The sequence below is a fragment of the Mycobacterium sp. 1165196.3 genome (assembly GCF_001673415.1).
Taxonomy (GTDB): domain Bacteria; phylum Actinomycetota; class Actinomycetes; order Mycobacteriales; family Mycobacteriaceae; genus Mycobacterium; species Mycobacterium europaeum_A.
On the sequence record NZ_LZLU01000099.1, the window covers coordinates 1 to 26,134 of the forward strand.

The 26,134-nt window shown below is 69.4% G+C and carries 27 protein-coding genes and 1 pseudogene; 19 read left to right on the forward strand and 9 right to left on the reverse strand.

The features are described 5' to 3' along the window. Positions 1-402: 402 nt before the first annotated feature. Entirely contained in the window at positions 403-915 is a 513-nt protein-coding gene (locus tag A5659_RS10410; protein WP_067180862.1) for a MarR family winged helix-turn-helix transcriptional regulator, read from the reverse strand. A gap of 284 nt (positions 916-1,199) precedes the next feature. Between A5659_RS10410 and A5659_RS10415 the strand changes: the two genes are divergently transcribed. The 9 genes from A5659_RS10415 to A5659_RS10455 all read left to right on the forward strand — a co-directional run bounded on the left by A5659_RS10415 (position 1,200) and on the right by A5659_RS10455 (position 11,174). Then, on the forward strand, positions 1,200-2,324 hold the full coding sequence (locus A5659_RS10415; RefSeq protein WP_067180865.1) for a polyprenyl synthetase family protein: 1,125 nt from the start codon (positions 1,200-1,202) through the stop codon (positions 2,322-2,324). A gap of 28 nt (positions 2,325-2,352) precedes the next feature. Beyond that, positions 2,353-3,873: a phytoene desaturase family protein gene (gene crtI, locus A5659_RS10420; protein WP_066862276.1), complete on the forward strand. Its 1,521-nt coding sequence runs from the start codon at positions 2,353-2,355 to the stop codon at positions 3,871-3,873. Continuing rightward, entirely contained in the window at positions 3,870-4,823 is a 954-nt protein-coding gene (locus tag A5659_RS10425; protein WP_067180868.1) for a phytoene/squalene synthase family protein, read from the forward strand. Before crtI ends, A5659_RS10425 begins: the two co-directional genes overlap by 4 nt. Next, complete coding sequence (locus A5659_RS10430) at positions 4,820-5,143, forward strand: lycopene cyclase domain-containing protein (RefSeq protein ID WP_066878317.1); 324 nt, start codon at positions 4,820-4,822, stop codon at positions 5,141-5,143. Before A5659_RS10425 ends, A5659_RS10430 begins: the two co-directional genes overlap by 4 nt. Continuing rightward, on the forward strand, positions 5,140-5,451 hold the full coding sequence (locus tag A5659_RS10435; RefSeq protein WP_067180871.1) for a lycopene cyclase domain-containing protein: 312 nt from the start codon (positions 5,140-5,142) through the stop codon (positions 5,449-5,451). The genes A5659_RS10430 and A5659_RS10435 overlap by 4 nt, the downstream gene beginning before the upstream one ends. Further along, positions 5,438-6,163: a class I SAM-dependent methyltransferase gene (locus tag A5659_RS10440; RefSeq protein ID WP_067019070.1), complete on the forward strand. Its 726-nt coding sequence runs from the start codon at positions 5,438-5,440 to the stop codon at positions 6,161-6,163. The genes A5659_RS10435 and A5659_RS10440 overlap by 14 nt, the downstream gene beginning before the upstream one ends. Continuing rightward, on the forward strand, positions 6,160-7,686 hold the full coding sequence (locus A5659_RS10445) for an FAD-dependent oxidoreductase (protein WP_067180874.1): 1,527 nt from the start codon (positions 6,160-6,162) through the stop codon (positions 7,684-7,686). The genes A5659_RS10440 and A5659_RS10445 overlap by 4 nt, the downstream gene beginning before the upstream one ends. Next, positions 7,683-8,690, forward strand: coding sequence for a DUF5914 domain-containing protein (locus tag A5659_RS10450; protein WP_067180877.1), 1,008 nt, complete (start codon positions 7,683-7,685; stop codon positions 8,688-8,690). The genes A5659_RS10445 and A5659_RS10450 overlap by 4 nt, the downstream gene beginning before the upstream one ends. 216 nt (positions 8,691-8,906) lie before the next feature. Next, positions 8,907-11,174, forward strand: a complete 2,268-nt coding sequence (locus A5659_RS10455; RefSeq protein ID WP_067180880.1) for a catalase — start codon at positions 8,907-8,909, stop codon at positions 11,172-11,174. Positions 11,175-11,255: 81 nt separating this feature from the next. On the opposite strand, the gene A5659_RS10460 is transcribed toward A5659_RS10455, so the two are convergent. Beyond that, on the reverse strand, positions 11,256-11,510 hold the full coding sequence (locus tag A5659_RS10460) for a hypothetical protein (protein WP_066862212.1): 255 nt from the start codon (positions 11,508-11,510) through the stop codon (positions 11,256-11,258). A 164-nt stretch (positions 11,511-11,674) separates the two neighbouring features. Here A5659_RS10460 and A5659_RS10465 point away from each other — a divergent pair, with 164 nt between their 5' ends. The 4 genes from A5659_RS10465 to A5659_RS10480 all read left to right on the forward strand — a co-directional run bounded on the left by A5659_RS10465 (position 11,675) and on the right by A5659_RS10480 (position 13,405). After that, a complete protein-coding gene (locus A5659_RS10465) occupies positions 11,675-12,103 on the forward strand; it encodes a hypothetical protein (RefSeq protein ID WP_156748804.1) in 429 nt (142 codons plus the stop codon). Further along, complete coding sequence (locus tag A5659_RS10470; RefSeq protein ID WP_066862218.1) at positions 12,100-12,315, forward strand: DUF2945 domain-containing protein; 216 nt, start codon at positions 12,100-12,102, stop codon at positions 12,313-12,315. The genes A5659_RS10465 and A5659_RS10470 overlap by 4 nt, the downstream gene beginning before the upstream one ends. A gap of 28 nt (positions 12,316-12,343) precedes the next feature. Next, complete coding sequence (locus A5659_RS10475; RefSeq protein WP_082976017.1) at positions 12,344-12,679, forward strand: DUF3140 domain-containing protein; 336 nt, start codon at positions 12,344-12,346, stop codon at positions 12,677-12,679. Between the two features lie 150 nt (positions 12,680-12,829). Continuing rightward, on the forward strand, positions 12,830-13,405 hold the full coding sequence (locus tag A5659_RS10480; RefSeq protein WP_066881221.1) for a MarR family winged helix-turn-helix transcriptional regulator: 576 nt from the start codon (positions 12,830-12,832) through the stop codon (positions 13,403-13,405). Here A5659_RS10480 and A5659_RS10485 read toward each other — a convergent pair. Then, entirely contained in the window at positions 13,402-14,652 is a 1,251-nt protein-coding gene (locus tag A5659_RS10485; protein ID WP_067142183.1) for a glycosyltransferase, read from the reverse strand. The genes A5659_RS10480 and A5659_RS10485 overlap by 4 nt on opposite strands. An 11-nt stretch (positions 14,653-14,663) precedes the next feature. Next, positions 14,664-15,710, reverse strand: coding sequence for a type 2 isopentenyl-diphosphate Delta-isomerase (fni, locus tag A5659_RS10490; protein ID WP_067180883.1), 1,047 nt, complete (start codon positions 15,708-15,710; stop codon positions 14,664-14,666). A gap of 146 nt (positions 15,711-15,856) precedes the next feature. Here fni and A5659_RS10495 point away from each other — a divergent pair, with 146 nt between their 5' ends. From A5659_RS10495 to A5659_RS10510, 4 genes are all read left to right on the forward strand, one after another. Beyond that, on the forward strand, positions 15,857-17,965 hold the full coding sequence (locus A5659_RS10495; RefSeq protein WP_067180886.1) for an MMPL family transporter: 2,109 nt from the start codon (positions 15,857-15,859) through the stop codon (positions 17,963-17,965). Further along, positions 17,962-18,441, forward strand: a complete 480-nt coding sequence (locus A5659_RS10500) for a TspO/MBR family protein (protein ID WP_067180889.1) — start codon at positions 17,962-17,964, stop codon at positions 18,439-18,441. Before A5659_RS10495 ends, A5659_RS10500 begins: the two co-directional genes overlap by 4 nt. 2 nt (positions 18,442-18,443) lie before the next feature. Continuing rightward, entirely contained in the window at positions 18,444-19,772 is a 1,329-nt protein-coding gene (locus tag A5659_RS10505; RefSeq protein ID WP_067180892.1) for a deoxyribodipyrimidine photo-lyase, read from the forward strand. A 263-nt stretch (positions 19,773-20,035) separates the two neighbouring features. Then, a complete protein-coding gene (locus tag A5659_RS10510) occupies positions 20,036-20,587 on the forward strand; it encodes a DUF4333 domain-containing protein (RefSeq protein WP_066862242.1) in 552 nt (183 codons plus the stop codon). On the opposite strand, the gene A5659_RS10515 is transcribed toward A5659_RS10510, so the two are convergent. Next, complete coding sequence (locus A5659_RS10515) at positions 20,584-21,321, reverse strand: acyltransferase (RefSeq protein ID WP_066862245.1); 738 nt, start codon at positions 21,319-21,321, stop codon at positions 20,584-20,586. The two genes, A5659_RS10510 and A5659_RS10515, sit on opposite strands and share 4 nt — an antisense overlap. A gap of 141 nt (positions 21,322-21,462) precedes the next feature. Between A5659_RS10515 and A5659_RS10520 the strand changes: the two genes are divergently transcribed. Continuing rightward, positions 21,463-22,740, forward strand: coding sequence for a PQQ-binding-like beta-propeller repeat protein (locus A5659_RS10520; RefSeq protein WP_197497973.1), 1,278 nt, complete (start codon positions 21,463-21,465; stop codon positions 22,738-22,740). Between the two features lie 18 nt (positions 22,741-22,758). After that, on the forward strand, positions 22,759-23,148 hold the full coding sequence (locus tag A5659_RS10525) for a DUF6264 family protein (RefSeq protein WP_067019741.1): 390 nt from the start codon (positions 22,759-22,761) through the stop codon (positions 23,146-23,148). Here A5659_RS10525 and A5659_RS10530 read toward each other — a convergent pair. The 4 genes and pseudogenes from A5659_RS10530 to A5659_RS28955 form a co-directional block, all read right to left on the reverse strand. Then, positions 23,145-23,828 (reverse strand): esterase, encoded by a 684-nt coding sequence (locus A5659_RS10530; RefSeq protein ID WP_066881238.1) that lies wholly within the window; start codon positions 23,826-23,828, stop codon positions 23,145-23,147. The two genes, A5659_RS10525 and A5659_RS10530, sit on opposite strands and share 4 nt — an antisense overlap. A gap of 70 nt (positions 23,829-23,898) precedes the next feature. Further along, positions 23,899-25,134: a class I SAM-dependent methyltransferase gene (locus A5659_RS10535; protein WP_231997804.1), complete on the reverse strand. Its 1,236-nt coding sequence runs from the start codon at positions 25,132-25,134 to the stop codon at positions 23,899-23,901. After that, complete coding sequence (locus A5659_RS10540; protein ID WP_067180902.1) at positions 25,092-26,024, reverse strand: class I SAM-dependent methyltransferase; 933 nt, start codon at positions 26,022-26,024, stop codon at positions 25,092-25,094. The genes A5659_RS10535 and A5659_RS10540 overlap by 43 nt, the downstream gene beginning before the upstream one ends. Before the next feature lie 16 nt (positions 26,025-26,040). Further along, positions 26,041-26,134 (reverse strand): annotated as a pseudogene (locus A5659_RS28955) (enoyl-CoA hydratase); the annotation flags it as partial.

The following is a 26,134-nucleotide window of genomic DNA, read 5'->3' on the forward strand; positions in this document are numbered from 1 at the left end:
TAGACGCGCGCCTTGCGGAGCTCGTCGTTGAGGAACAGCAGCGACCGTGCCGAGGCTGGGTGCGTAGACGAACAGGTGTGCCCTGTCGAAGTGAGCCGTGTACCGGCACTGTGCGGGGTCATGTGGGTCCGCCGAATTTGCGGCGCGAATAGCAGCCATGAAAGCGCCTATCGGAGTGGTGAGAAGGGAGTGACAGCGCTTTGCCGCAGCGCTCGCGCTAGAGACGCAGCTGTGAACTCAACCTGTTCGTCTACGCACCCAGCCTCGGCACGGTCGCTGCTGTTCCTCAACGACGAGCTCCGCAAGGCGCGCGTCTACTGCAGCGTGGTCGACGGGGCAGCGGTCCGGCCCACGACCACACACAGCGCCGCGTCGTAACGCCGACCTAACCCGTTGCACTGGTCAGGGTTTCGGTCCGTCGCCCAGCTCGTCTGCGAAGCGCCGCAATGCGTCGATGAGCGCGCGAAGCACTCGGTGCGCGGCGCTCAGGTCCGCATCGGATAGCCCGCCGAGTGCGATCCGGGTATGGCTGCTCAGCGGGCTAAAAAACGACCGCGCGGTGGCCAGACCGTATTCGTCGTTGCGCAACAACACCTTTCGGCGATCCGCCGGATGGTTGTCACGACGGATGTGACCCCCGTCGATCAGCCGGTCCACCAGGTAGGTGATCGCCGATCCCGACAACCCCATCCGGTGACTGAGGTCGCCGGAGGTCATCGGTCGCCCGCCGGTTTCCGCCGCCATGATGTGGAGCAGGGCGCGAAAGTCATTGGGCCGCATGCTATGTATCGGCGCGAACAACCGGCCGATCTGATCGGACTCGGTTGACAGCTCCCGCAGATCGGCCGAGATCAGCGACTCCAGCTCATCGCGGCCGCAGCGCTGGGCATCAGCGTCCATATCTGTATGCAGCATATCGCCGATCGGCCGTTATTTCAGTTCCTTAACGGTTAAGTGAGGATGCGTCGACGGGCCCGCCGCCGGCCGCCGCCCGCTCGCTCGCCTGGCGCAACCGGCTGAAGTTCATTAAATTAATGTTTAAGTTATTGAACAAGGTGGTATGTCGGTAGCGGGCGACGCGGGGCGCGTCTGGCGGTCAGCGCTGTGGTTTTGCCCGCCTCATCGGCGGGTATGACGCGTGTGTTTGGACCGCGCAGGCCTGGGCATGCCAAGCCGTCCGGGAGGGAGCGCTTGCGCACATGAGGGCTTTGTCGTTTTCGCCGGCCACGGCCTCGCCGCCGGTGGCCATCGGTTGGTGCACCGCTGACGACTTCGAAGCGTGGCGATCGAACGTGCGCCGGATGGTGCTTGGCGACGTCGCGGACTTCGTCGCCGCGCGGCGCGTCAGCGAGCTCGACGATGCGCGCATCGACGCCGCCGGCGACATCCTGGTGGAGTTCGTCTCCGGCGGTAAATGCCTGCGTTCCACCTTTGTGTACCTGGGTTGGCTATGCGGCGCGGCGCCCGACGATTCAGCGCTGCGGGCCGCGGCCAGTTTCGAATTGCTGCATGCCTTTGCGCTGCTGCAAGACGACGTCATGGACGGTTCCGCGCAACGGCGCGGACGCCCCTCGGCGCACCGCCAATTCGGCCAGTGGCACCGCGAGCGCGGCCTGTCCGGCTCGTCGCGGCGATTCGGCGAATCGGCCGCCATCCTGCTCGGCGACCTGTGCCTCATCTGGGCCGAACAGATGCTGCGCGACAGCGGCGTCGAGCCGCTGCGCCTGCAACGCGTGTGGCCCCGCTATGACGCCATGCGCACCGAGCTCGCCGTCGGGCAGTTCGCCGACCTGATCAACGACGCGCGGCAGATACCCGGGCTGGAAGTCGTGCTCGACGTGGCACGGCGCAAGTCGGGGAACTACACCGTGCGCCGGCCGCTGGAAATCGGCGCGGCCATGGCCGGGTGCGACGATCGAACGCTGTCCCAACTGGGCCGCTACGGTGCCGCCGTCGGGGAGGCGTTCCAGCTCCGTGACGACGTCCTCGGCGTTTTCGGTTCGCCGGCCAGCACGGGCAAGCCCTGTGCGGGCGACCTGCTCGAGCGCAAGGCGACCAGCGTCGTGGTGGCCGCCCACCAGTTGGCCGATGCACCGGTGCGGCGTGAACTTCACGAACTCGCGAATCGTGAAACCCTCGACGACACCGCGATCGACAGGTGGAAAGCGCTCATCGTCGAGACGGGGGCGGTGCGGCTGATCGAGGAGATGATCGGCGACCGCATCGCTTCCGCGTGCGAGCACCTCGGCGACCTGCCGATCGATGGGCCGGTTCGCACCGCGCTGGCCGAAATGGCAGCCGTCTGCACGGATCGCGCCGAATGACGAGCACCGACCGGGGAGCCTGTTGATCATGCGGACCATCGAAGGGCGCGGAGATCACGTGGTGGTGGTCGGCGCCGGACTGGCCGGCCTTGCCGCGGCGTTGCACCTGGCCGGCCGGGGCCGTGCGGTCACGGTGGTCGAGCGCGAGCCGTGGCCCGGCGGGCGGGCCGGTCGCCTCGACATCGACGGCTACCGCATCGACACCGGGCCGACGGTGCTCACCATGCCGGACATCATCGACGAGACGTTCGCGGCGGTCGGCGAACAACTACGCGACCGCATCCAGCTGCTGACGGTGGACCCGGCCTATCGCGCCGTGTTCGCCGACGGCAGCGCGCTGGACGTGCACAGCGACGCGGATCGGATGGCCGACGCCGTCGCCGAGTTCGCCGGCTTCGCGCAGGCGGCGGGCTATCGGCGGCTTCGGGAGTGGCTGACACGGTTGTACCGCACCGAATTCGACGGGTTCATCGCCGCGAACTTCGACTCACCACTGTCGCTGCTCACCCCGCAGTTGGCGCGGCTGACCGCGATCGGCGGCTTCCGCAAATGGGACCGGATGGTCAAGCGGCACATCAGCGACCCGCGGCTGCAGCGGATCTTCACCTTCCAGTCGCTGTACGCCGGCGTGGCGCCGCGCGACGCCCTGGCGGTCTACGCGGTGATCGCCTACATGGACACCATCTCGGGCGTGGTGTTTCCGCGCGGCGGGGTGCGGGCGCTGCCCGACGCGCTGGCCGCGGCCGCGGCGGACGCCGGCGTCGAATTTCGTTACCGCGCAACCGTTACCGCGCTCGAGCGGGCGGGCGGTCGGGTGACCGCCGTGGTGACCGAGCAGTCCGGACGCATCGCCTGCGATGCGGTGGTGTTGACCACCGAACTGCCGCAGACCTACGCGCTGCTGGGCCGCACACCGCGTCGCGCCGTGCGGCTGCGCGCCTCACCCTCGGCCGTTGTGGCGCATCTGGGTTGCCCCGCCGTCGCATCCACGACCGCCCACCACACCATCCTGTTCGGCGAGGCGTGGGATCAGACCTTCACCGACATCGTCCGCGACGGCCGGCTCATGCGGGACCCGTCGCTTCTGGTCACCCGGCCGACGGCCGGCGACCCCACCCTGGCGCCCGAGGGGCGTGATCTGCTCTACGTGCTCGCCCCCGCCCCGAACCTGGATCGCGGGACCATCGATTGGGCAACTGCCGGCGACCGCTACGTCGAGGACATGATCGCGCGCGTCGGCGACCGGCTGCTGCCCGGGTTACCATGCGACGCAACAGTTTTGAGCGTCGTCACGCCCGCCGACTGGGCCCGCCAGGGCATGGCGGCCGGCAGTCCGTTCGCGCTGGCCCACACGTTCGGCCAGACCGGACCGTTTCGACCGGGCAACCTGGTGCGCGGCATCGACAACGCGGTGCTCGCCGGGTCCTCCACGGTGCCCGGCGTCGGCGTTCCGACCACGCTGATTTCCGGGCGGCTCGCCGCCGACCGCATCACCGGGGTCGCCGCGCGGTCGGCCGCGCACGTCGACATGAAAGCCGGTTCGGCATGATGCGCGGCGAGCTGACGGCGGCCGGGATCGACGACCCGTGGTTGCGCGACGGGTATCGCCGGTGCCGGGAACTCAACGCCGCGCATGGCCGCACCTTCTTTCTCGCGACCCGGTTGCTCGCGCCCGACCAGCGGCCACCCGTTCATGCGCTGTACGGTTTCGCCCGGTACGCCGACGACATCCTCGACGATCTCGACCCGGCGGTCGGCGCCGACGTCCGCGGTCGCCGGCTGGCGCAGCTGTCGCAGCGATTCTTCTCCGGCGATGCGCACCGCGACGATCCGCTGGTCGCCGCCGTGACCGACACCGTGCGGCGCTATCGGATCAGCGCGGAGCTGTTCGAGGACTTCTTGGCGTCGATGCGGATGGACCTCACGGTCACCGACTATCCGGACCGCAAGGCCCTCAACCGCTACATGCGCGGCTCCGCGGAAGCCATTGGGCTGCAAGTGCTTCCGATACTGGGCACGGTGACGCCCGTGCAGGAGGCGGCGCCGTACGCCGCGGCGCTGGGCCGCGCGTTCCAGCTCACCAATTTCCTGCGTGACGTCGACGAGGACCTGCAGCGCGGCCGGGTCTACCTGCCGGCCGACGAACTCGCCGCCGACGGGGTCGACCGGGAGCTGTTGACGTGGTGTCACACCCACCGCCGCACCGATCCGCGGGTGCGCCGCGCCCTGGCCGTTCAGCACGAAATCGCCAGGCAGACTTATCGATTCGCCGCCGACGGGATCGCCACGCTCGCCCGCCGCTCGCGACCGTGCGTGGCGACCGCGGCGGCGCTGTACTCGGAGATCCTGGACTGCATCGAAAGAAGCGACTTCGCGGTGTTCGATCACCGTGCCACCGTCGGCACGACGCGACGGCTTCGGGTCGCCGGTGCGGGACTGATACGGTCGTGGCGGGCGCGCAACGGCGCGCGGGGCGTTCGTCAATCGGGGGCCGCATGAGCGATCGGTGGCAATACCTGGCGGTGCTGGCCGCATGCCTGGTGATCACCGCGCCGCTGGAGATCTTCGGCCCCGGCGTCTACCGCCAGTGGCGAAGGGCCCTCAAGGCGATCGTGCCGGTGGCCGCGGTGTTCTTGATCTGGGATGAGATCGCCGTCGCCGCGCACGTGTGGACTTACGACCGCGCCTATCTGTGTGGCCTGGGCATCCCGTTCCGGGTGCCGATCGAAGAGGTGCTGTTCTTCCTCGTCATTCCGGTCTGCGCGTTGCTGACCTACAACGCCGTGACCACCATCCTGGACAAGGTGCACCGCCGATGACGGGCCTGGGCTACGCGCTGCCGGCCGCGCTGGCGGTATTGCTGGTCTGCGCACTGGAATTGGCGGTGCTGCGCACCGGGCTCTTCCGGCGTGCGGCGTACTGGCTGTCGATGCTGATCGTGCTGGGATTCCAGATCCCGGTGGACGGCTGGCTGACGAAACTCAGCTCCCCCGTCGTCAGCTACGACGATCGGCAGCTGAGCGGCCTGCGCTTCCCATTCGACATCCCGGTCGAAGACTTTCTGTTCGGCTTCGCGTTGGTCACCGCGGTGCTGCTGCTGTGGGAGCGGCAACGTGCGCGTCGGTGATGCTGGTCCCGCGCCCGCCGACCTGGCGGCCGCGTTCGACGCGGGCGCGCCGGCTTACGACCGGCTGGTCGGGGCCAGCCCCGGTTACCACGCGCAGCTGACCTTGTCGGCGCGCCGAATGCGAATCCCGAACCGCGGCAACGGGTTACGGTTGCTCGATGCCGGCTGCGGCACGGGCGCCTCGACGGCCGCGCTGCTCGCCGTCGCACCGGAGGCCGACATTGTCGCCGTCGACGCCTCGCGCGGAATGCTCGACGCGGCGCGCGCCAAACAGTGGCCCGCCTCGGTGCGCTTCGTGCACACACCGGTCGAAGAGCTGGCCGAGCACGGGATCACCGGACCGTTCGACGGCATCCTGGCCGCCTATCTGATCCGCAACGTCGCCGACCGGGACGCACAGCTGCGCAGGTTCCGCGAGCTGTTGCGTCCGGGCGGCACCCTGGCGGTGCACGAATACTCGGTGCGCGACTCCCCCGCCGCGACCCGCATCTGGCACGCCGTGTGCTGGGCCATCATCATTCCCGCCGGGTGGTGGCGCACCCGGGACGCCGGGCTGTATCGCTACCTGTGGCGCAGCGTATTGGATTTCGACGGCGCCGCGCGGTTCGAGACCCGCCTCGCCGACGCCGGCTTCACCGCCGTGCACAGCGAGACGATGCCCGGTTGGGAGACCAACATCGTGCACACCTTCCTGGCGGACGCGCCGCGATGACCGCCGACCGGCGGCGCCGAACCTTCGCCGCACCAACGGGATTGCCGGACGCCGGTGCGCTGCCCGAGCGCCCCCGGGTGGCCGTCGTCGGCGGCGGGATCGCCGGCCTGAGCGCCGCCACCGGGTTGGCCGAGCGCGGCGTCGTCGTCGAGGTCATCGAAAGCGAGCGCTACCTGGGCGGCCGGGTGGGGGGCTGGATCGAGCGCGACGGCGGCGCCGAGCTCGCGATGAACCGCGGCTTCCACGCGTTCTTCCGGCAGTACTACAACCTGCGCGCCCTGCTGAGCCGGATCGACCCGCAACTGCGGATGCTCACTCCCGTCGCGGATTACCCGCTGATCGACGGCGCCGGACGGCGCGACACCTTCCGCGGGCTGCCGCGCACCCCGCCGTGGAACGCCGTGGTCTTCGCCGCGCGCAGCCCGACGTTCCGGCTGCGAGACTTCACCCGCATCGACGCCCGCGCGGCCGCACCGCTGGCCGCCGTATCGGTGCCCGGCACCTACCAGCGCCTGGACCACACCGACGCCGCGACGTTTCTCTCCGACATCCGATTCCCCGAGGCCGCAAGGCATCTGGCGTTCGAGGTGTTCTCCCGCAGCTTCTTCGCCGATCCCTCCCAGCTCTCCGCGGCCGAGCTGGCGACCATGTTTCACATCTACTTCCTCGGATCGTCCGAGGGCCTGATCTTCGACGTGCCGTCGGCGAACTACGACAGCGCCCTGTGGGAGCCGTTGCGCGGCTACCTCGAGGGTCGCGGCGCGCGGTTCCGGCTCGCCACCAAGGTGCTGCGCATCGAGACCGCACCGGCGAAGTCTTTTCGGGTGCACACTGATTCCGATGACCACTGCGAGGTCGACGCCGTCGTATTGGCCACCGACGTCGCGGGTTTACAGCGGATCGTCGCGGCGTCCCCGGATCTGGGCACCGAGGCCTGGCGCACCCAGATCTCGCGGCTGCGCAGCGCGCCGCCGTTCGCCGTGCATCGGCTGTGGCTCGACCGACCGGTCGCGGCGCACCGGCCGGCGTTTTTGGGCACCGCCGGCCATGAACCGCTCGACAACATCAGCGTGCTGGAGCGCTACGAAAGCGAAGCCCGCGACTGGGCCGGCGCGCATCATGGTTCGGTGGTCGAGTTGCACTCGTACGCCCTGGATTCCGCGCCGTCGCGGGACGCCGCGCTACGACAGCTACACAGGGTGTATCCGGAAACCGCTGCGGCGCAAATCGTCCACGAGAAGCTGCTGCATCGCAGCGACTGCCCGCTGTTTGCGCCGGGCTCCTATCCCTTCCGTCCCCCGGTCCGCACGCCCACGCCGGGCTTGTTGCTGGCCGGCGACGCCATCCGCATCGACTTGCCGGTGGCGCTCATGGAGCGCGCCGCAACCACCGGCTGGTGCGCAGCGAACCAACTCCTGCAACGATGGGGATTAGCCGGACACCCGTTGGCCACGGTACCCACCCAAGGCCGGTCACCGCTGCTTCGATGGCTTGCCGCCCGCGAAAGATCCACCACACCATGAAGTTCCGCGAACAGCTACAGCAGCGCCTGTCCGCCACCCGGACCAAAGGGTGGCCTCTGCAGGTGATCCCGCGCATGTCGTGGGCCGATCAGCGCCCGACCTATCGCGACGCGCAACCCGCCATCATCGAGGGCGCGCTGCGTCGCTCGCAGCGCAAACCCACCGGCAACTGGTACGCCTTCGCCGCCAGTCACCAGGTCCCCGCCGGGCGCCCCGTCGGCGCCCGGGTCGCCGGCGTCGAGGTCGTGGCCTGGCGCGACGACCGCGGGCGGTTGTGCGTGGGGCCCCGCAGTTGCCCCCATTTGGGTGCCGACCTCGCCACCGGCACCGTGCACCGGGGCGCGCTGATCTGCCGCTGGCACGGGCTGACCCTGGACGGACACGCTCGCGAATTCGGCTGGAGCCCGTTGCCCAGTCACGACGACGGCGTCCTGGCATGGGTGCGCCTCGACGCGGTGGGCACGGAGGACCCACTGGACCGGCCGGTGATCGCACAACGTCCGGCCGGCGACACCCTGAGCGCGGTCGCCCGCCTGGAGGGTGTCTGCGAACCGAGCGACATCATCGCCAACCGGCTCGATCCGTGGCACGGCGCGTGGTTTCACCCCTACTCGTTCACCCGGCTCGACGTGCTCACCACCCCCACCGAAGAGGCGGACCGATTCCTGGTGGCGGTGACCTTCCGGATGGGACGCGTCGGGGTGCCGGTCGTCGCCGAGTTCAGCTGCCCGGAGGCACGCACCATCGTCATGCGCATCGTGGACGGCGAGGGGACGGGCAGCGTCGTCGAAACCCATGCGACGCCAATGGGTTCGGGACCCGACGGTCGACCGCGCACCGCAGTCCTGGAGGCCACCATCGCGCATTCGGACCGGCCCGGTTTCACGCGCGCCGCTCGGGCGGCGCCGCTCATCACACCGTTCATGCGGTACGCGGCCACCAAGCTGTGGCGCGACGACCTCGCCTACGCCCAGCGCCGTTACCAGGTTCGCGCAAGTTCGTAGGGTCAAGCCGCCAGCTGGTCTCTTGGCACGCTCCGTGCCGGGTTGTCCGTGCGGCGGCAGGTGCGCTGCCGACGCCAGACGGCACGACCAGTTTTGCCCGTTCCCAACTTTTATGCCCAAACCGGGGTTTCACCGCGCCGCTGAGGGGAACGCGGGGATAAGCCGCCTGATGCCTCAGGCGGCCGTATCTGAATTCATGCCAACCAAGGAGATTTGATGGCGGAGGACGGCGGGCGCAGCAACCCGGTCAAGGGTGTCGTCGAGGGCGTCAAGGCAGTGGCCAAGCAGGCCATCGGGGCGGTGTCCGGCCAGGAATATCTGGTCCGCGAAGGGAAGGCCCAGCAGGCTCAGGCCAGTGGTTACATTCCCAGCGCGCCGGGTGCCGAGCCGCCAGACCTCGCCGAGCCGACGACGCCGCGGGAGCCGTTGCCACCCAAGAACGATCAAATCGCCCCGGAACTTCGGACCCCGACCGGAACACCGGTGGAGGGCCCGGCGACCGCGCGTGGACAGCAGGGCGAGTACCTGACCACCGCCCAGGGTGTGCGGCTATATGACACCGATCATTCGCTGAAGGCCGGTGAACGCGGCCCGACGCTGCTGCAAGACCACCATCTGCGCGAGAAGATCACCCATTTCGATCATGAGCGCATTCCGGAACGTGTGGTGCACGCTCGTGGCGCCGGCGCCCACGGTGTGTTCCGCGGCAACGGCGCAGCCGAAAAACTGTGCAAGGCAGGGTTTCTCAAGTCCGGCGCCGAGACGGCGGTATTCGTCCGATTCTCCACCGTGATCGGCTCCCGCGGATCGGCCGACACCGTGCGGGACACCCGCGGGTTCGCCACCAAGTTCTACACCCACGAGGGAACGTTCGACCTGGTCGGCAACAACATCCCGGTGTTCTTCATCCAGGACGGCATCAAATTCCCCGACATCATCCACGCGGCCAAGCCGCACCCGGATCGCGAGATCCCGCAAGCCCAGACCGCGCACGACACCTTCTGGGATTTCGTGTCGCTGCACACCGAGGCATCCGCGCACACCATGTGGGCCATGTCCGACCGCGCGATCCCGCGGTCTTACCGGACCATGGAGGGCTTCGGCGTCCACACGTTCCGGCTGGTCGCGCCGGACAACACCACCTCGCTGGTGAAGTTCCACTGGAAGCCACGCCTGGGGGTGCATTCGCTGGTGTGGGAGGAGGCGCAGATCGCCGCCGGCGTCGACCCCGACTTCCACCGTCGTGACCTCGCCGATGCCATCGAGGCGGGCGCCTATCCCGAGTGGGATCTGGGCATCCAGGTGTTCCCGGACACCCCGGAGCAAATGTTCGAAGGCATCGATCTGCTCGACTCGACCAAGATCGTGCCCGAGGAGTTGGCCCCGGTTCAAATCATCGGCACCATGCAACTCAACGCCAACCCGACCAACTTCTTCGCCGAGACCGAGCAGGTGGCGTTTCACATCGGTCATCTGGTTCCCGGCATCGACGTCACCGACGACCCGCTGTTGCACGCGCGGTTGTTCTCCTACCTCGACACGCAGATCACCCGCCTGGGTGGTCCCAATTTCGCGCAGATCCCGATCAACCGTCCGCACGCACCGGTCAACGACATGTTGCGGGACGGGTTTCACCAACACGGCGTACATCCCGGCAATGCGCCGTACCGTCCGAATTCCATTGACGGTGGGTGCCCTTTCGCCGCCGGAGCCGATCTCGCCGCCTTCATCGAGTCCCCGGTCCCGCTGCCCGCGTCGACCAAACGTCGCGCAAATCCCGCGAGTTACGACGACCACTTCAGTCAGGCGACCTTGTTCTACCGGAGCCTGCAGCCCGTCGAACAAGCCCATGTCGTCGAGGCGTTCGCCTTCGAGTTGGGTAAATGCTACGAACAGGTGATCAAGGAACGCGAGCTCGCGGTCCTCGCGAAGATCGACACCGAACTGTGCGCCGCCGTCGCCGCGCGGCTGGGTTTGGAGCCGCCCGTTCCGGCCGCGGCGCCTGCCGCCCCGGCGGTCAGCCCGGCGCTGTCGCAAGTCGGCCAACGGTGGCCGGTGGCCGGTCGCCGCATCGGCATCCTCACCGACGCCGAATCCGACACCGGCGAGGTGACGGCGGCGGTGGCCGCGATCACCGCGGCCAAGCTGGTTCCGCTCGTGTTCGCGTCGCACGGCGGAAAGCTGAACCGCGACGGCGGCCCAACGGTTTCTCGCACGTATTCGACGGGACGATCCGTGGAGGTCGACGCCGTTCTCGTCGCTGGATCACCGGTCGAGGCCGGTGCGCGAACCCTCGTGGACGAGGCGTTCCGTCATCTCAAGCCGATCGGCGTGCTGCCGCAGGGGACCAATCTGCTTGCGGCAGCGGGCCTTCCGGCGGAAGGAGAAGGCATCTTCACGGGCTCGGACGCGTCGGACATCGTCTCCTCGCTCGTCGCCGGCCTCGAGGAGCACCGGGTGTGGAACCGCGTAGTCCCCACCTGACCGGTCCCGGGGATCGGCGAACCGGAACGTTTCACGCCGCTGCCTCGCGGCGATCGTGACACGCACCCGGCGCAGCCGCGCCTACTTCGTGCCTTCCGGACCCGTCGCCGCCATGCCATCAGGGCTGGTGGCGGAGGAAGTGGTCGCCGTGGTGACCGAGCGGTGCCGGCCGCGGGCCGAACGCCGCCACACCAGCACTGACGCACCCGTAAGCAGGACCGCCAACGCGATCGCGGTGGGCCACATGGCCAACTGCGCGAGCCACAAGCGCCGTTGCAGGCGCAGCACTTTACGTTCGGCGCGGCCCAGCCGTCGCGACGTCTCGATCACGGTCATCGCCAGATCAGATACCCGGGGCGGAGTCGTTCAAACCGTCGCGGCGCGCGGCGAGGTCATTCGCGCCAAGCAGTTAACCATTCAGCTGATGAACCACCGGATCGACGATTCGCACCGCCCTGCGGCGGGAATGCTCCGACCAACTGGGGGAAAGCATGGACGGCATGGCCAATGGCGAGATCGACGGCGTGGCGCAGGCGGTAGGTAAGGTGACCGAGGCGCTGGAAACCATCGAGCGCGCCCGCGGGCATCTGTATTCCTTTCATCAGCTCACCGGCCGGGCCGACCTGCAACTCGACGAGGCGGTGGCGCGGCTGCGCGAAACCGGCCACGCCGATCTGGCGCAACACATCAGCACCGAGCTGATCGGTCGCAACGTCCTGCCGGGCCGGTGGAGCTTCCAGGTGCTGGAGGACTACGACGACGGCTACTACCGCTGCTTCACGCAGATCGAGCAGCTGGTGCGAAGCCGGCTCACCGAGGGGCGGCGCCACGTCTACGAGATGGCCCTCAAGGAGCGTCGACGCACCGACGGACACCCGGCCCACACCGCCTCCCCCAGCGACGAATCGGCGAAAGGTGAATCCCGGTGAGCGACAAGCAATTCAAAAAGGGCGACAAGGTCGAGTGGCAAAGCCACGGCACCACGGTCCGGGGCACGGTCGAGGGCAAGATCACCTCCGACACTCAGGCCGCCGGGCGCACGGTGCGGGCGTCCGAGGACGAGCCGCAGTACAAGGTGCGCAGCGACAAGACGGGAGCCGACGCGGTGCACAAGCCCGAATCGCTGCGCCGCGCAAAGTGATGCGCGACAACGGCATCGAGGAGTCACCGTGACCGACGACCATGACACCACCTGGGAGCGCTTCCGGGACACCGTCAACATGACGGCGCGCGAGCTGGAAAACTGGCTCGGCACCGAGGAATCGAAGAGTGTCGGCGAAAAGCGGAGCGGAGCCGAGGCCACGGGCCACGCCAGTGGCCGTCACATCGTCAAGATACTCAAGGCCAAACGCGCCGACCTCACCGAGGCCGACTACGCGCACATGCGAAAGGTGGTCGGTTATGCCAGGCGCCACCTGGCGCAACGCCCGCAGGGCGACATCGATGAAAGTCCCTGGCGGTACTCGTTGATGAACTGGGGCCACGACCCCGCGAAGTCTCGATAGCGCCCGCTCGGCGCGGCTGAGCCGCCGCGGCGGCGATCCGCCGAGGGTGCCGTAGGCTGATGGCCACCGAACGCTCCGGCGCGTTTCGACTGCCGCGGATAGCGGTCACCGATACGCTGGCCGGCGTATTTGCAAAAAGGATGCGGGTAAGTGACCAAGCGCGCCGCCGCTGACCGGCGACCAGATCGAGCCGAACTCGAGAAATTGATGTCGGCCGATATGCGCGCGATCACCGCCCAGTCCGACCGCATCGGCCGGCACTTCGCCCGGCAAAACGATGTCAGCAGCACGGATTTTCACGCGTTGCTGCACATCATGGTCGCCGAAACCGCCGGGGAGCCGTTGACGGCGGCCCAGTTGCGCCGCCGCATGGACGTCTCACCGGCCGCGATCACCTACCTGGTCGACCGCATGATCGACGCCGGCCACGTCCGTCGCGAACCCGATCCCCAGGACCGGCGCAAGACCCTGCTTCGCTACGAGAAGCCGGGCATGGCGCTGGCCCGCTCGTTCTTCACTCCCCTTGGCGCCGAGCTACATACGGCGCTGGCCGACCTTCCAGATCGCGACCTGGCGGCGGCGCATCGGGTGTTCACCGCGATGATCGAGGCGATGGCCAGCTTCGAATCACGGCTGGCCACACCGGGTCCGAAGACGCCCGCGGCCCCCGAACCTAAGGTCAAGGGTCATCGCGGTCCGGCGAGACGCGGCGCCGCGCCCGACTAGTGAACCGGCCGCTCGGCGGCGCAGCCCAGTAGCCGTTGCTCGATCAGGTCGGCGCCGTGGGCCACGCCCCCCGTCGCGGCGAGCCCCGCGGCCACCCGTTGCGCGCCGTCGGCCATCGTCATCGCCTTGCGTACCTTGGCTCTCAGTCGCGCCGCGGTGAGCTTCTTGGCGGTCAACCGGGTTCCACAGCGGGCCATCTCCACTCGCCTGGCGACCTCGGCCTGATCGCGCGCGAAGGGCACAACGCAGACCGGCACTCCCCGATCGAGGGCCTTCAACGTCGTGCCCATCCCCCCGTGCGTGATGGCGCAGCTGGCGCGGGCGAGGATGGCCGCGTGCGGCACGAACCGGCGCACGGTCGCGTTCTCGGGTCGCGGCAGACCAGCGGGCACACCGGCCGGGAACGTCGCCACCACGTGCACGTCCTCGTCGGCGAGCGCGCGCAACGCGATTCGTCCCAACGCCTCGTCACCCTGGCGCAACGAGGAGGTGTTCACCAGCACCATCGGACGTTCGATGGCGTCGATCCACTCCGGTGCGGCGGCCGTCGAGGGTTCGAATGCGCAGGCACCGATGTGGTGCACCACGCCGGACCATCCCGGATGCGGGTACTCGAACGGCTCGCCGCCGACCGCCAATACCAGCGGCGCGCGCCGGATGAAGCCGTCCACCGAGGTGACCGGCGGCAGGTCCAGCCCGGCGCGAATGGCGTTGACGCGAGGCAACATTGGCCGGTCGAACAGGTGCCTGACGATCGGCCGCACCGTGGCGTCACGGACCTCACCGACGATGCCCGGCAGCGGACGAAATCCCGGACCGAATGGTGGCACCCCGCGCGATCGCAGGTAGGGGGTGAACGGTGAGAACAACAGCCACGGAAGGTCCCCGGCGTCCGCGGCCGACAGGGCTCCCCAACAGTTCGCGTCCACGATCACCGCATCCGGCCGGGTCGCGCCCACCGCACGCCGAAAGTCGTCGACTTCCAGCACCGCCCGCCGGCACAGCACGTCGATGGTTAACTTCAACACTCCCAAGGTATTTCGCGCCTGCCAGTCGTTGCCGGCGATCGCCTCGATCCGCGGATCGACCGGCGCGGCGTGCACGCCGATGGATCGCATCGTCGAAACACCGGCCGACATGGTGCGCAGGTGCACCTCGTGTCCGCGCCGGGTCAGCTCGGCGAGCAGCGCCCCGGCCGGCAGCAGATGCCCCAGGGCGGGCGAGCCGTAGGCCAAGATGACGGCCACGTCGCGCGGGCCTAGTCCGCGCCGACGAGGTCGACGCCGCGCAGGTCCGCCAGGTTTGCGGCACCACAGCCGTGCAGGCAGATCCGCAGCTCGTCGATGAACGGCTGCAGCCAGTCGACCACGGCGGCACTCGATTCGATGGCGGCCGGCAGCAGCGGCCGGGCGACCGCCACGACATCGGCACCGAGTGCGATCGCCTTGGCCGCATCCATACCGGTGCGGATGCCACCGGAGGCCACCAAGGGGATCGCCGGTAGCGCCTCGCGCACCTCCACGATGGCGCGGGCGGTCGGGATGCCCCAGTCGGCCAGGTGCGGGTAGCGCAGTTCGCCGTACCGCACGAACTGCTCGACGCGCGACCACGACGTGCCGCCGGCGCCCGCGACGTCGATTCCGGCCACCGGCAATTCGCCTTCTCCCCCGACCAGTTCCGCGGCCGCCGCGCCGCCGATGCCGTGCCCGACCTCCTTGAGCAGCACCGGATAGTCGACGGTGGCGGCGGCCTCGCGCAACCTGTTCAGCGACCCGGCGAAGTCGGTGTCGCCGTTGTGTTGCATCGCCTCCTGGAGCGGATTGGTGTGCACGGCAAGCGCATCGGCGCCCACTCGGTCCAGGGCCTTCGCCAGATCCGGCGCGGCGGCCTTGGTCAGTTGCGCCAAGCCGATGTTGCCGAACAGCAAGACATCCGGCGCCACATCGCGCACCGTGAAGCTGTCCGCCGCCCGCTCCCCCAGCGCACTGTCCAACATGATCCGCTGCGAGCCCAGCATCATGCCCAAACCCAGCTGCTGGGCCGCCGCGGCCAGGTTGCGGTTGATCGTCCCGGACAACTCCGCACCCCCGGTCATCGCGCCGATGAGGATAGGCGACCGCAGGCGGGCACCGAAAAAGTCGGTGGACAAATCGATGTCGCCCAGGTTGGTCTGGGTCAGCGCGTTGTACGGCAGTTCATAGCGGTCCAGCCCGGTGGTGACGCCGTCGTAGCCGACCGGCTCGCTCAGGCAGACATCGATGTGCCGCCGCTTGCGGGTGGTCATCTCGCCGCGGTCAGCGGTCATCGCAGGTACCCCCTCGCGTCCGACACTGCCCCCGGCCCTGCGTCCATAATGTCCATAGTGCCCCCTCCTGCGTACCGCCGGCGCCGTCGCGTCGCGATGCGTCATTTCAGTTGATTAATGTTTAACAAACTGAAAGGGTTGTAAACGTGGTGTGGGATTCCGGGGCCGCCGCCGTGACGGGGCGGCGTTGCTGGTTGCTCGCGCTGATCGCGGCCGCGCTCGGTGTCGGGTTGATGGTCCTGATCGGCGGTAACGCCGCCGCGGGCCAATCCCCGCAATCCGTTCCAGTCGATGCGCAATCCGCCCGGGTCGAGACCCTGGCCAGGCAGTTTCCCGGGGGTGACAAGGCGCCGCTGATCGTGGTGGTCAGCCGCACCGATGCAGGCGTGCTGACCGCGTCCGACCGCGACGCCGCCCAGGCCGCTCGGGACCGGGCGCTGGCGGCCTCGCGGCCCGGCGCGAATGCGGCGGCGACCCCGCTGCTGCCGTCGAGCGACGGCAGGGCCGCCCAGGCCGCGGTCCCCATCGACGCCGACCTGTCCGGGCTCGAGCTCTCCGACGCCGTCACCACGCTGCGCACGGCCGCGGCCACCGGCCTGCCCGGGCAGCTGCAGGTGCACGTGACCGGCGGCCCCGCCTTCGGGGCGGACATCGCCGGCGCGTTCGCGGGCGCCAACATCACCCTGCTCGCGGTGACGACGTCGGTGGTGGCGCTGCTGCTGATCGCCACCTACCGCTCCCCGGTGCTGTGGCTGGTCCCGCTGCTGGTCGTCGGATTCGCCGATCGAGTGGCCGCGGCGCTCGGCACGGCGGTCGCATCGCTGACCGGGCTGAGTTTCGACGGCGCCACCTCCGGGATCACCAGCGTGCTGGTTTTCGGCGCCGGCACCAATTACGCGCTGCTGCTGATCTCCCGGTATCGACAAGAGCTGCACCGCCATTCCGCGCACCGCGCCGCCCTGCGCGAGGCCGTGCGCAGGGCGGGGCCGGCCATCGTCGCCAGCAACGCCACCGTGGTGTTGGCGTTGCTCACCCTGCTGTTCGCGTCCACCCCGAGCACCCGCAGCCTGGGCGCGCTCGCGGCGTGCGGCCTTGTCGTCGCGGCGATTTCGGTGCTGGTGATCCTCCCCCCGCTGCTGGCCGGCTGCGGGCGGCGATTGTTCTGGCCGTTCATCCCGCGCGCGGACGACGGCGACACCCTCGGGGCCGGCGCGTGGCTTCGCGTCGCGGAATGGGTGAATCGGCGCCCCGCTCTGGTGGCGGCGGTCGCCGTCGCGGTGCTGGCGGTCCTGGGCACCGGCCTGCTGGGAACCCGGATCGGCCTGACGCAGACCGAACAGTTCCGCCTGCGCGCCGACTCCGTGGCGGGATACCAGGTTGTGGCCCAACACTTTCCGGCCGGCCTGACCAACCCGACGCTGGTCATCGGACGCACGGATCACGCCTCGGCGCTGCGGCAGGCAATCACCGCCACCCCCGGCGTCGTCTCGGTGACCGAGTCCGGCCGATCGGAGTCCGGGCTGACGAAGTGGTCGGTGGTGATCGACGCGCCGCCGTCGTCGAATCAAGCTTTCAATGCAGTTGCGGCACTGCGGAATTCGACGCGAGCCGTGGACCCCGCGGCGTTGGTGGGCGGGCCCGACGCGCAGGCCCTCGACGTACGTGATGCGGCCACTCATGACCGGCTGCTGCTGATCCCGGCGATCCTGGCCGTCATCCTGGTCGTGCTGTACGCGGTGCTGCGCTCGGCCCTGGCGCCACCGACGCTGCTGGCCGCGACGATCCTGGGCGCGTTGGCCGCGCTGGGCATGGGTGGGTGGGCGAGCCTGCACGTCTTCGGGTTCCCAGCGCTGGACAACACCACCCCGCTGTTCGCGTTCTTGTTCTTGGCGGCCCTCGGGGTGGACTACACGATCTTTCTGGTCACCCGGGCCCGCGAGGAAGCCGCGCGGCCCGGCGCCCGCGCTCCGATGGTGCGCGCTGTATCGGCTACCGGTGGCGTGATCACCAGTGCCGGAATCGTTTTGGCCGCCGTGTTCTGCGTGCTCGGGGTGTTGCCGCTGATCGTGTTGACCCAGCTTGGCATCATCGTCGGCCTGGGAATCCTGCTCGACACCTTCGTGGTGCGCACGCTGGTCATCCCGGCGTTGTTCGCCCTCATCGGCGACCGGATCTGGTGGCCGACCAATCCCGCACGCACCAAAACCGTTGAGCAACAAGCGGACCGGAGACAACCAGAACGGAGCACGCCATGAACAGGTCGATACTGGCCGCGACCAGCCTGGCCGTGGCCGCAACCGCCGCAGCCGGCAGCGTCGCCAGCCGCGACGCCACGTCCCGGTGGTACTCGCGGCTTCGCAAGCCCGCCTACCAGCCACCCCGTGCCGCCTTCCCCGCGGCGTGGACCACGCTTTACGGGGACATCGCGGTCACGTCGGCGGCAGCCCTCGACCGTCTGAAGGCAACCGGGCAGCACGACAAGGCCCGCGCGTACGCGGCGGCGCTGACGGCGAACCTGGCCCTGAACGCCGGATGGAGTTGGCTGTTCTTCCGGTACCACAAACTCGGGGCCGCCACGATCGGGGCGGCGGCGCTGACGGCCAGTAGCGCCGATCTGGTCAGGCGCACGGCGCAAGCCACACCGCGCGGCGCGCTGGCGTTGCTGCCCTACCCCTTGTGGTGCGGCTTCGCGACCGTTTTGTCCACCCACATCTGGCGACTCAACCGCTGACTATGCCGGCACTGCTGTGGTTTCGCCGAGATCTGCGGTTGCGCGATCATCCGGCGCTGCTCGCCGCGGCCGAGAACGACGAGGTGCTCGCCTGCTTCGTGCTGGACCCGCGCCTGGAAAAGTCCTCGGGGCAACGCCGACTGCAGTACCTCGGTGACTCGCTGCGCCGGCTGCGCGACGATCTCGACGGCCGGCTGCTGGTCACCCGCGGGCAGCCCCACACGCAGATTCCCCGCATAGTCAAGGAAATCGGGGCGTCGTCGGTGCACATCTCCGAAGACTTCGCGCCGTTCGGCAAGCGCCGTGACGAGCGGGTGCGCGCGGCGCTGGGTCCGGTGCCGCTGATGGCGACGGGGTCGCCGTACCTCGTCTCACCCGGCCGCGTCACCAAACCCGATGGCTCGCCCTACCAGGTGTTCACCCCGTTCCTGCGCCAGTGGCGCAAGACCGGGTGGCGGGAACCGGCGAAGTCGAACGCGAAGTCCGCGCGCTGGCTGGATCCGGCGAGCCTGCCCATCAAGCAGTGCGACCTCCCCGATCCCGGACAGGCCCTCGAGGTGGCCGCAGGCGAGGCGGCGGCACGCAAACAATGGAAGTCGTTCGTCGACAACGGCTTACAAAGCTACGCCGAGGACCGCAACAGGCCCGACCTGACCGGGACCAGCCGCATGTCGGCGCACCTGAAGTTCGGCACCATTCATCCGCGCACCCTGGTCGCCGACCTGGACGCGCGAAGCGTCGGGGCACAGGCCTTCTTGCGGGAGTTGGCTTTTCGCGACTTCTACGCCGACGTGCTGCACCACTGGCCGGCCAGCGCCTGGCGGAACTGGAACAGCGATTTCGACGGCATCCAGACCGACACCGGCGCGCAGGCCGCCCGCCGCTTCGAGGCGTGGAAAGCCGGCGAGACGGGCTTTCCGTTCGTGGATGCCGGCATGCGTCAGCTGCGCGACACCGGATTCATGCACAACCGCGTGCGCATGGCCGTGGCCTCGTTCCTGGTCAAGGACCTGCACCTGCCGTGGCAATGGGGGGCCGAATGGTTCCTGGACCAGCTGGTCGACGGTGACATGGCGAACAACCAGCACGGCTGGCAGTGGTGTGCGGGCTGCGGCACCGACGCCGCGCCCTACTTCCGGGTGTTCAACCCGATCACCCAGGGTGAGAAGTTCGACCCGGCGGGCGACTACATCCGGCGCTGGGTCCCGGAGCTGCGTTCGGCCGACGACGTGCACCTGCGCAAGGGTCAACGTCCCGACGGCTATCCCGAGCCGATAGTCGACCACGCCGCGGAGCGCGCCGAGGCGCTGCGGCGTTACCAGAGCATCTGAGCGGGATTCGCCGTCGAGGCGCTCCCGCCGGCTCCGCGAACTGATGCGAACCTTCCGCCATGTGCTAGCACCCGCGCCAGCGGAATCGGAAAGCGGATTATGGTGCGCAGACGTTACCGCTGTGACACGAGTGGCCGTTGGTGGGTCATGGACGCAGCAACGGCCACGCCCGCCGGCACCCGTTTGCTGAATCGTCCGCCCGAAACCGATGAGCATGCCAGGATCAGCCCATTCATCGTGGGCAAGCCGTTCGGGAGGCGACAATGACCAACTTCATCATCCGGGCGCTGCTGATCTCTGGCGCGGCGGCCGGACTCGCCGCGGGCGTCGGCGCCTGTTCGTGTTCCGTCGGCACCTCGCACTCGGTGAGCAAGAGCGATGTCGCCGGCCAGATCACCGCCAAAATGACCGACGCGGCGGGCAACAAACCGGAGTCGGTGAACTGCCCCACCGATCTGCCCGCGAAGGTCGGCGCGCAGATCAATTGCGACATGAAGGTCAAGGACCGGCCGTTCAACGTCAACGTCACGGTGACCAGCGTCAACGGCAAGGACGTCAAGTTCGACATGGTCGAGACCGTCGACAAGAACCAGGTCGCCGGCGCGATCAGCACCCAGGTGGGCCAGCAGGTCGGCCGCAAACCGGACGCGGTGACCTGCCCCGACAACCTCAAAGGCGTTGCGGGCGCGACGTTACGGTGTCAGCTCACCGACGGCGCCGACAAATACGGCGTGCTGGTGACCGTGACCGACGTCGACGCCGGCGACGTCAACTTCCACTTCAAGGTCGACGAGCAGCCGCAGGCCGCCGGCTAACGGGCCGCCTTCTTGCGCTCGATGTCGGCCAGCGCGGCCGCCAGTTCGGCGCGCTGGGCGGCCGAGCTCTCCCAGGCGAGCTGGCGGTTCTTCACCACCTTGGCCGGCGCGCCGACCGCGATCGAGTAGTCCGGGATCACCCCGCGGACCACCGCGTGAGACCCGAGCACGCAACCACGCCCGATGGACGTGCCCCGCAGCACCGATACCTTGACGCCCACCCAGGTGTCCGGACCGATCCGGACCGGGGACTTGACGATGCCCTGGTCCTTGATCGGCAGGTCGATGTTGTCCATGCGGTGGTCGAAATCGCAGACGTAGCACCAGTCGGCCATCAGCACCGAGTCGCCGAGCTCGATGTCGAGGTAGGCGTTGATCACGTTGTCGCGACCCAGCACCACCTTGTCCCCGAACCGCAGCGAACCCTCGTGCGCGCGGATGGTGTTCTTGTCGCCGATGTGCACCCAGCGGCCGATCTCAAGCTGCGCGAGCTCGGGCGTCGCATGGATCTCGACGCCCTTGCCCAGAAACACCATGCCGCGGGTGATGATGTGCGGGTTGGCCAGCTTGAACTTCAGCAGCCGCCAATAGCGCACCAGGTACCACGGCGTGTACGCGCGGTTGCGCAGCACCCATTTCAGCGAGGCCAGCGTGAGGAACTTGGCCTGGCGCGGGTCGCGCAGATTTGATCCACGCCAGCGACGATGGACCGGGGCACCCCACATGGATGTCATGGCCGGAAAGCCTAGTCGAGAGGCCAAGCGATACCCTCACGTGTACTCGATCGCCGCACCCGCCGAACGCCCCTGCGGAAGGACTTGGAAACCGACGTGCTTGCCCGACGACTCGTCAGTGGGCTACGGCGTTGTTCATCCGTGGCGCTGGCGGCCGTGCTCGCGGTGCCGCTGGGGGCCTGCGGCAACACCGACTCGTGGGTGGACGCCGCGGCCGCGCAAGGCTGGCCGGCCCAGTACGCCGACGCCGCCAACAGCAGCTACACCACCGTCGGCGGCGCCACCAAGCTGTCGCTGCAATGGACCCGGTCGGTCAAGGGAAGCCTGGCCGCCGGACCGGCGCTCAGCGCGCGCGGCTATCTGGTCCTCAACGCCCAGACGTCGGCGGGATGTTCGCTGATGGAGTGGGAGAACAACGACAACGGGCGGCAGCGCTGGTGTGTGCGGCTCGCCCAGGGTGGGGGCTTCGGCGGCCCGCTGCTCGACGGTTTCGACAATGTCTATGTCGGCCAGCCCGGGGCCATGCTGTCCTTTCCGGTCACCCAGTGGACGCGGTGGCGCCAGCCGGTGATCGGCATGCCCACCACGCCGCGGTTCCTCGGGCAGGGCGAGCTGCTCGTCACGACCCACCTGGGGCAGGTGCTGGTCTTCGACTCCCATCGCGGCCAGGTGACCGGGAGCCCGCTCGATCTCGTCGACGGCGTCGACCCCACCGACCCCGCGCGCGGGCTCGCCGACTGCGCCCCGGCCCGCCAGGGCTGTCCCGTCGCGGCCGCGCCCGCCTTCTCGCCGGTCAATGGGATGGTGGTGCTCGGGGTCTGGCAGCCCGGCGTCCCGGCCGCGGGTCTGGTGGGGCTGAAGTATCACCCCGGGCAGACGCCGCTGCTCACCCGCGAATGGACCAGCGACGCCGTCGGCGCCGGCATCATCGCCAGCCCAGTGCTGTCGGCCGACGGATCGACCGTCTACGTCAACGGCCGCGACCAACGGCTGTGGGCGCTGCGCACCGCCGATGCGAAGGTGAAATGGTCGGCGCCGCTGGGCTTCCTGGCGCAGACGCCGCCCGCGGTCACCCCGCAGGGGCTGATCGTGGCGGGCGGCGGGCCCGACACCCGGCTGGCGGCGTTCAAGGACGCGGGTGATCACGCCGACCAGGTGTGGCGCCGCGACGACGTGTTCCCCCTGTCGACGTCGAGCCTGGCCGGCGGCGGCGTCGGCTACGCGGTGGTCAGCGGCCCACCGGCGAACGGCGCCCCCGGCATGTCGCTGCTGGTGTTCGATCCGGGCAGCGGCCGCACGTTGAACAGCTCTGCGCTGCCCGCGGCGACCGGGTATCCCGTCGGGGTATCGGTCGGCACCGATCGCCGGGTGGTGGCCGCCACCAGCGACGGCCAGGTTTACGGTTTTGCGCCGGCCTGACCGGGACATACTGCTGTAGTGCCGATCGACGACCCCGCGGCGCCCGGCGCCGCCACCACCAGTACCGCAGGAAGCGGCCGCAGCAACACCGCCGACACCGTGGCGACGGTCATCTTGCTGGTCATCCACGGCGGCCTCTACGGCGCGACCTTCGCGCTGCTGGGTCTGCTGGTGATGACCACCGATGCGTGCGGCTCCCGGCAGTGCGGCAATCCCGCCTGGATCGACCGGGCCATGAACCTGGCCACCTGGGGCGGCGCGGCCCTGTTGCTCATCGACATCGTGCTCGCGGTGTACCTGCTGGTGCGCCGGCGGCGGGCGTTTTTCGTCCCGATCATCGGGTGCCTCGCGCAGGTGGCGCTGGCGGTCGCCGCCGTCGCGATGGAGTTGCAGGCCGGCCCGGTCTAGATCGCCAGCGGCGGAATGGCGTTGCGCGGCACCTGGGCCTGCAGCGGCCCGCCGAACGCCGGCAGCATCTCGCCCGGGGCGAAGTAGAAGATTAGCTGATCGTCGGTGATGGCGAAGTTCTGGTAGTGGGTCGGGTCATGGCCGGTCGACGGCAAAATGGCGGCGCCCAAAGGGGTTTGGCGTTCCAGGTCGCGCTGCACGATCGGGAAGATGGCGTCCAGCGGCGTGGTGTTGGGAGGGAACAGGTTGTCGAAGGTCAGCGGCTGCTTGGTGCCCAGGTTGTAGTTGAAGGCCTTGTACCAGATCGACGAGTGCGATCCCCCGACGTCCTGGAAGAACTTGAGCACCACGCTGCGGGTGTTGTGCGGCGGCTGCCCGGCGCTGTGCTGTTCGGTGGTGGCCTCCAGCTGGTAGGGCTGGTCGCGGCCGCCGGAACTCTGCGCGACCGCGACGAAGCCGTCCCGGTTCTGGGTGATGTAGTCGGTCAGCGCCTGCTCGTCCGGGTAGTCGGCGGGGAAGGTCATGTTGAGCGTGTAGTTGGGGCCGGTGGCGTGCAGATGGCACAGCTGGCCGGCCTCGACGCTGCCGCCCAGACCGGCACACGACGGCGGCTCGGCCGCGGCCGGCCAGCCCACCAGGACCGCCGCCGCCAGCAGCGCAGCGGCTATCGGATAACGCATCGTGGAATCGTCCTCGCAGAGTGGCCAGGGCCGGTGACCCGGAGAAGTGACGCCGCCAGCGTACCCGGAGCTATCGGGAGGGCCGGCAAACGAATGCCATCGCCCGGCTGGCGGTCCGGGCGCCGATGCGGGCGATGACCACGGACAGCGGGCGGCTCCCGCGCAGCCGCATCCGTTTGCGCAGCGCGTCCGGGTCGACGCGCACCCCGCGCACCAGCACCTCGAGCGCGCCGCAGTCGCGAGCCGACAGCGCCTGGCGCAGGCGGCGCTCGTCGAAGACCAGCTGTTCGAGCACCTCAAACCCGCGGTCGGCGGCCGGTAGCGCATCACCGGAGAGGTAGGCGATGTCGGGGTCGAGCTGCCAGAGTCCGTGCCGTGCGCCGTAGTGGCGCACCAGCCCGGCCCGCACCACGGCGCCGTCCGGGTCGACGATCCAGCGACCGGCCGGCCGCACGCCGCAGTCGTCGGGGTCGGTGTCGGTCAGCTGCTCGCCGCGGTCCAGCATGTTGGCCCGCCGGCCCACGCCGGGCCGCGCCAGCCCGGCCGACCACAGGCAGGCTTCCCGGACCGAACCCCGATACGACGTCACCTCGATCTCGCCGCCGAAGCCCAGGCGCCGCACCTCATCGAAATCGATTCCGGGAGCGCACTTTACGACGAAGTGCCGGTCGCGGTAGGTGTCGAGCAGCGAGCCCAGGCCGGGCCGGTAGTCGTCGATACGCAACCGGCGCCGGCCCTCGACGCGCCGGGCCGGGTCGGCGACGAGCACGGCGTCGCGGGTGATCGGGCGCAGGGCGTCGGCGCGGCAGAGCAGGGCCGCCTCCCCCACGTTGTGGCGGGCCATGGCCAGCCGCACAGGGTCGATATCGCTGCCCACCGCGGTGACCCCGCAGGCCCGCAGCGCGGCGAGCTCGGTGCCGATCGAACAGGTCACGTCGTGCACGACGAAATCGGGGGCGGCGCCGGCCAGTCGCCGGGCCCGGTGCAAGGCCACCGGCTCCGCGGTGGCCTGCTGCAGCGCCTCGTCGGTGAACAGCCACGCCGGCGTCGCAAGGCCGCCGAGTTTGTCCACCGCGCGGCGGCGCAACAGGACCGTCTCCACCAGGATCGCGGCGTGGTCGCCGAATCGGGCGCGGGCGGCGGCGACGTGGGCGACCCGGGTGGCGTCGGTCAGCTCGAGCCGGGCGACCTCCGCCAGCGCCGCGGCACCCGCGGCCGACCGCAGGTAGCCGACGTCTTGCGCGCTGAACCGCAGCCCACCACTCAGGAGGGTTTGACCCCGGTCACCATCACGTTGTAGAACCAGCCCTTCGGCACCACACGGCGCCACACGTTGGCGTCCACCCAGCTCAGCGTCTTCCAGCCGTTGAAGGCGAACTTCGCCCAGCCCCAGCCCAGCCGCCCGGGCGGCACCGACGCCTCGAAGGTGCGCACCGGCCAGCCGAACATCGCGGCGGTGAACTCCTCGCTGACGGTCCGCACCTGGGCGGCCCCGGCGTTGGAGGCCATCCGCTCCAGGTCGCCCGGGGTGAAGGTGTGCAGGTCGACGATGGCCTCCAGCGCCGCCGCCCGCGACGATTCGTCGAGCTCGGCCTGCGGACGCCGCCAGCTGCCCAGGCCGGGCAGCTTGGTGACGTTGGTGGCGATGCGCCAGGTCAGGGTGGACAGCTCGCGGGCGTAGACGTCGCCGGCGCTGGTCGGCTCGCCGGCGAAGACGAACCGGCCGCCCGGGCGCAGCACCCGGATCACCTCGCGCAGCGACAACTCCACATCGGGGATGTGGTGCAGCACCGCGTGGCCGACGACCAGGTCGAAGGTGTTGTCCTCGTACGGGATGCCCTCGGCGTCGGCGACCCGGCCGTCGATGTCGAGGCCCAGCGACTGCCCGTTGCGGGTGGCGACCTTGACCATGCCCGGCGACAGGTCGGTCACCGATCCGCGCCGGGCCACCCCGGACTGGATCAGGTTGAGCAGGAAAAACCCAGTGCCGCAACCCAATTCAAGGGCCCGGTCGTAGGGCAGCTCGCGCCGCACCTCGTCCGGCACGATGGCGTCGAAGCGGCCCCGCGCGTAGTCGATGCAGCGCTGGTCATAGGAGATCGACCACTTGTCGTCGTAGGTCTCGGCTTCCCAGTCGTGGTAGAGCACCTGGGCCAGCTTGCTGTCGTGCCGGGCGGCCGTTAGGCTGCCCTGCATGACCAGTTCGACGGACGCCGTTCCGACGCCCCACGCCACCGCCCTGACCAGCGGAGAACACCTCGACGTAGCGGCGGCGTTCGGCGGCGAGCCGCTCGGCCAGCCCCAGG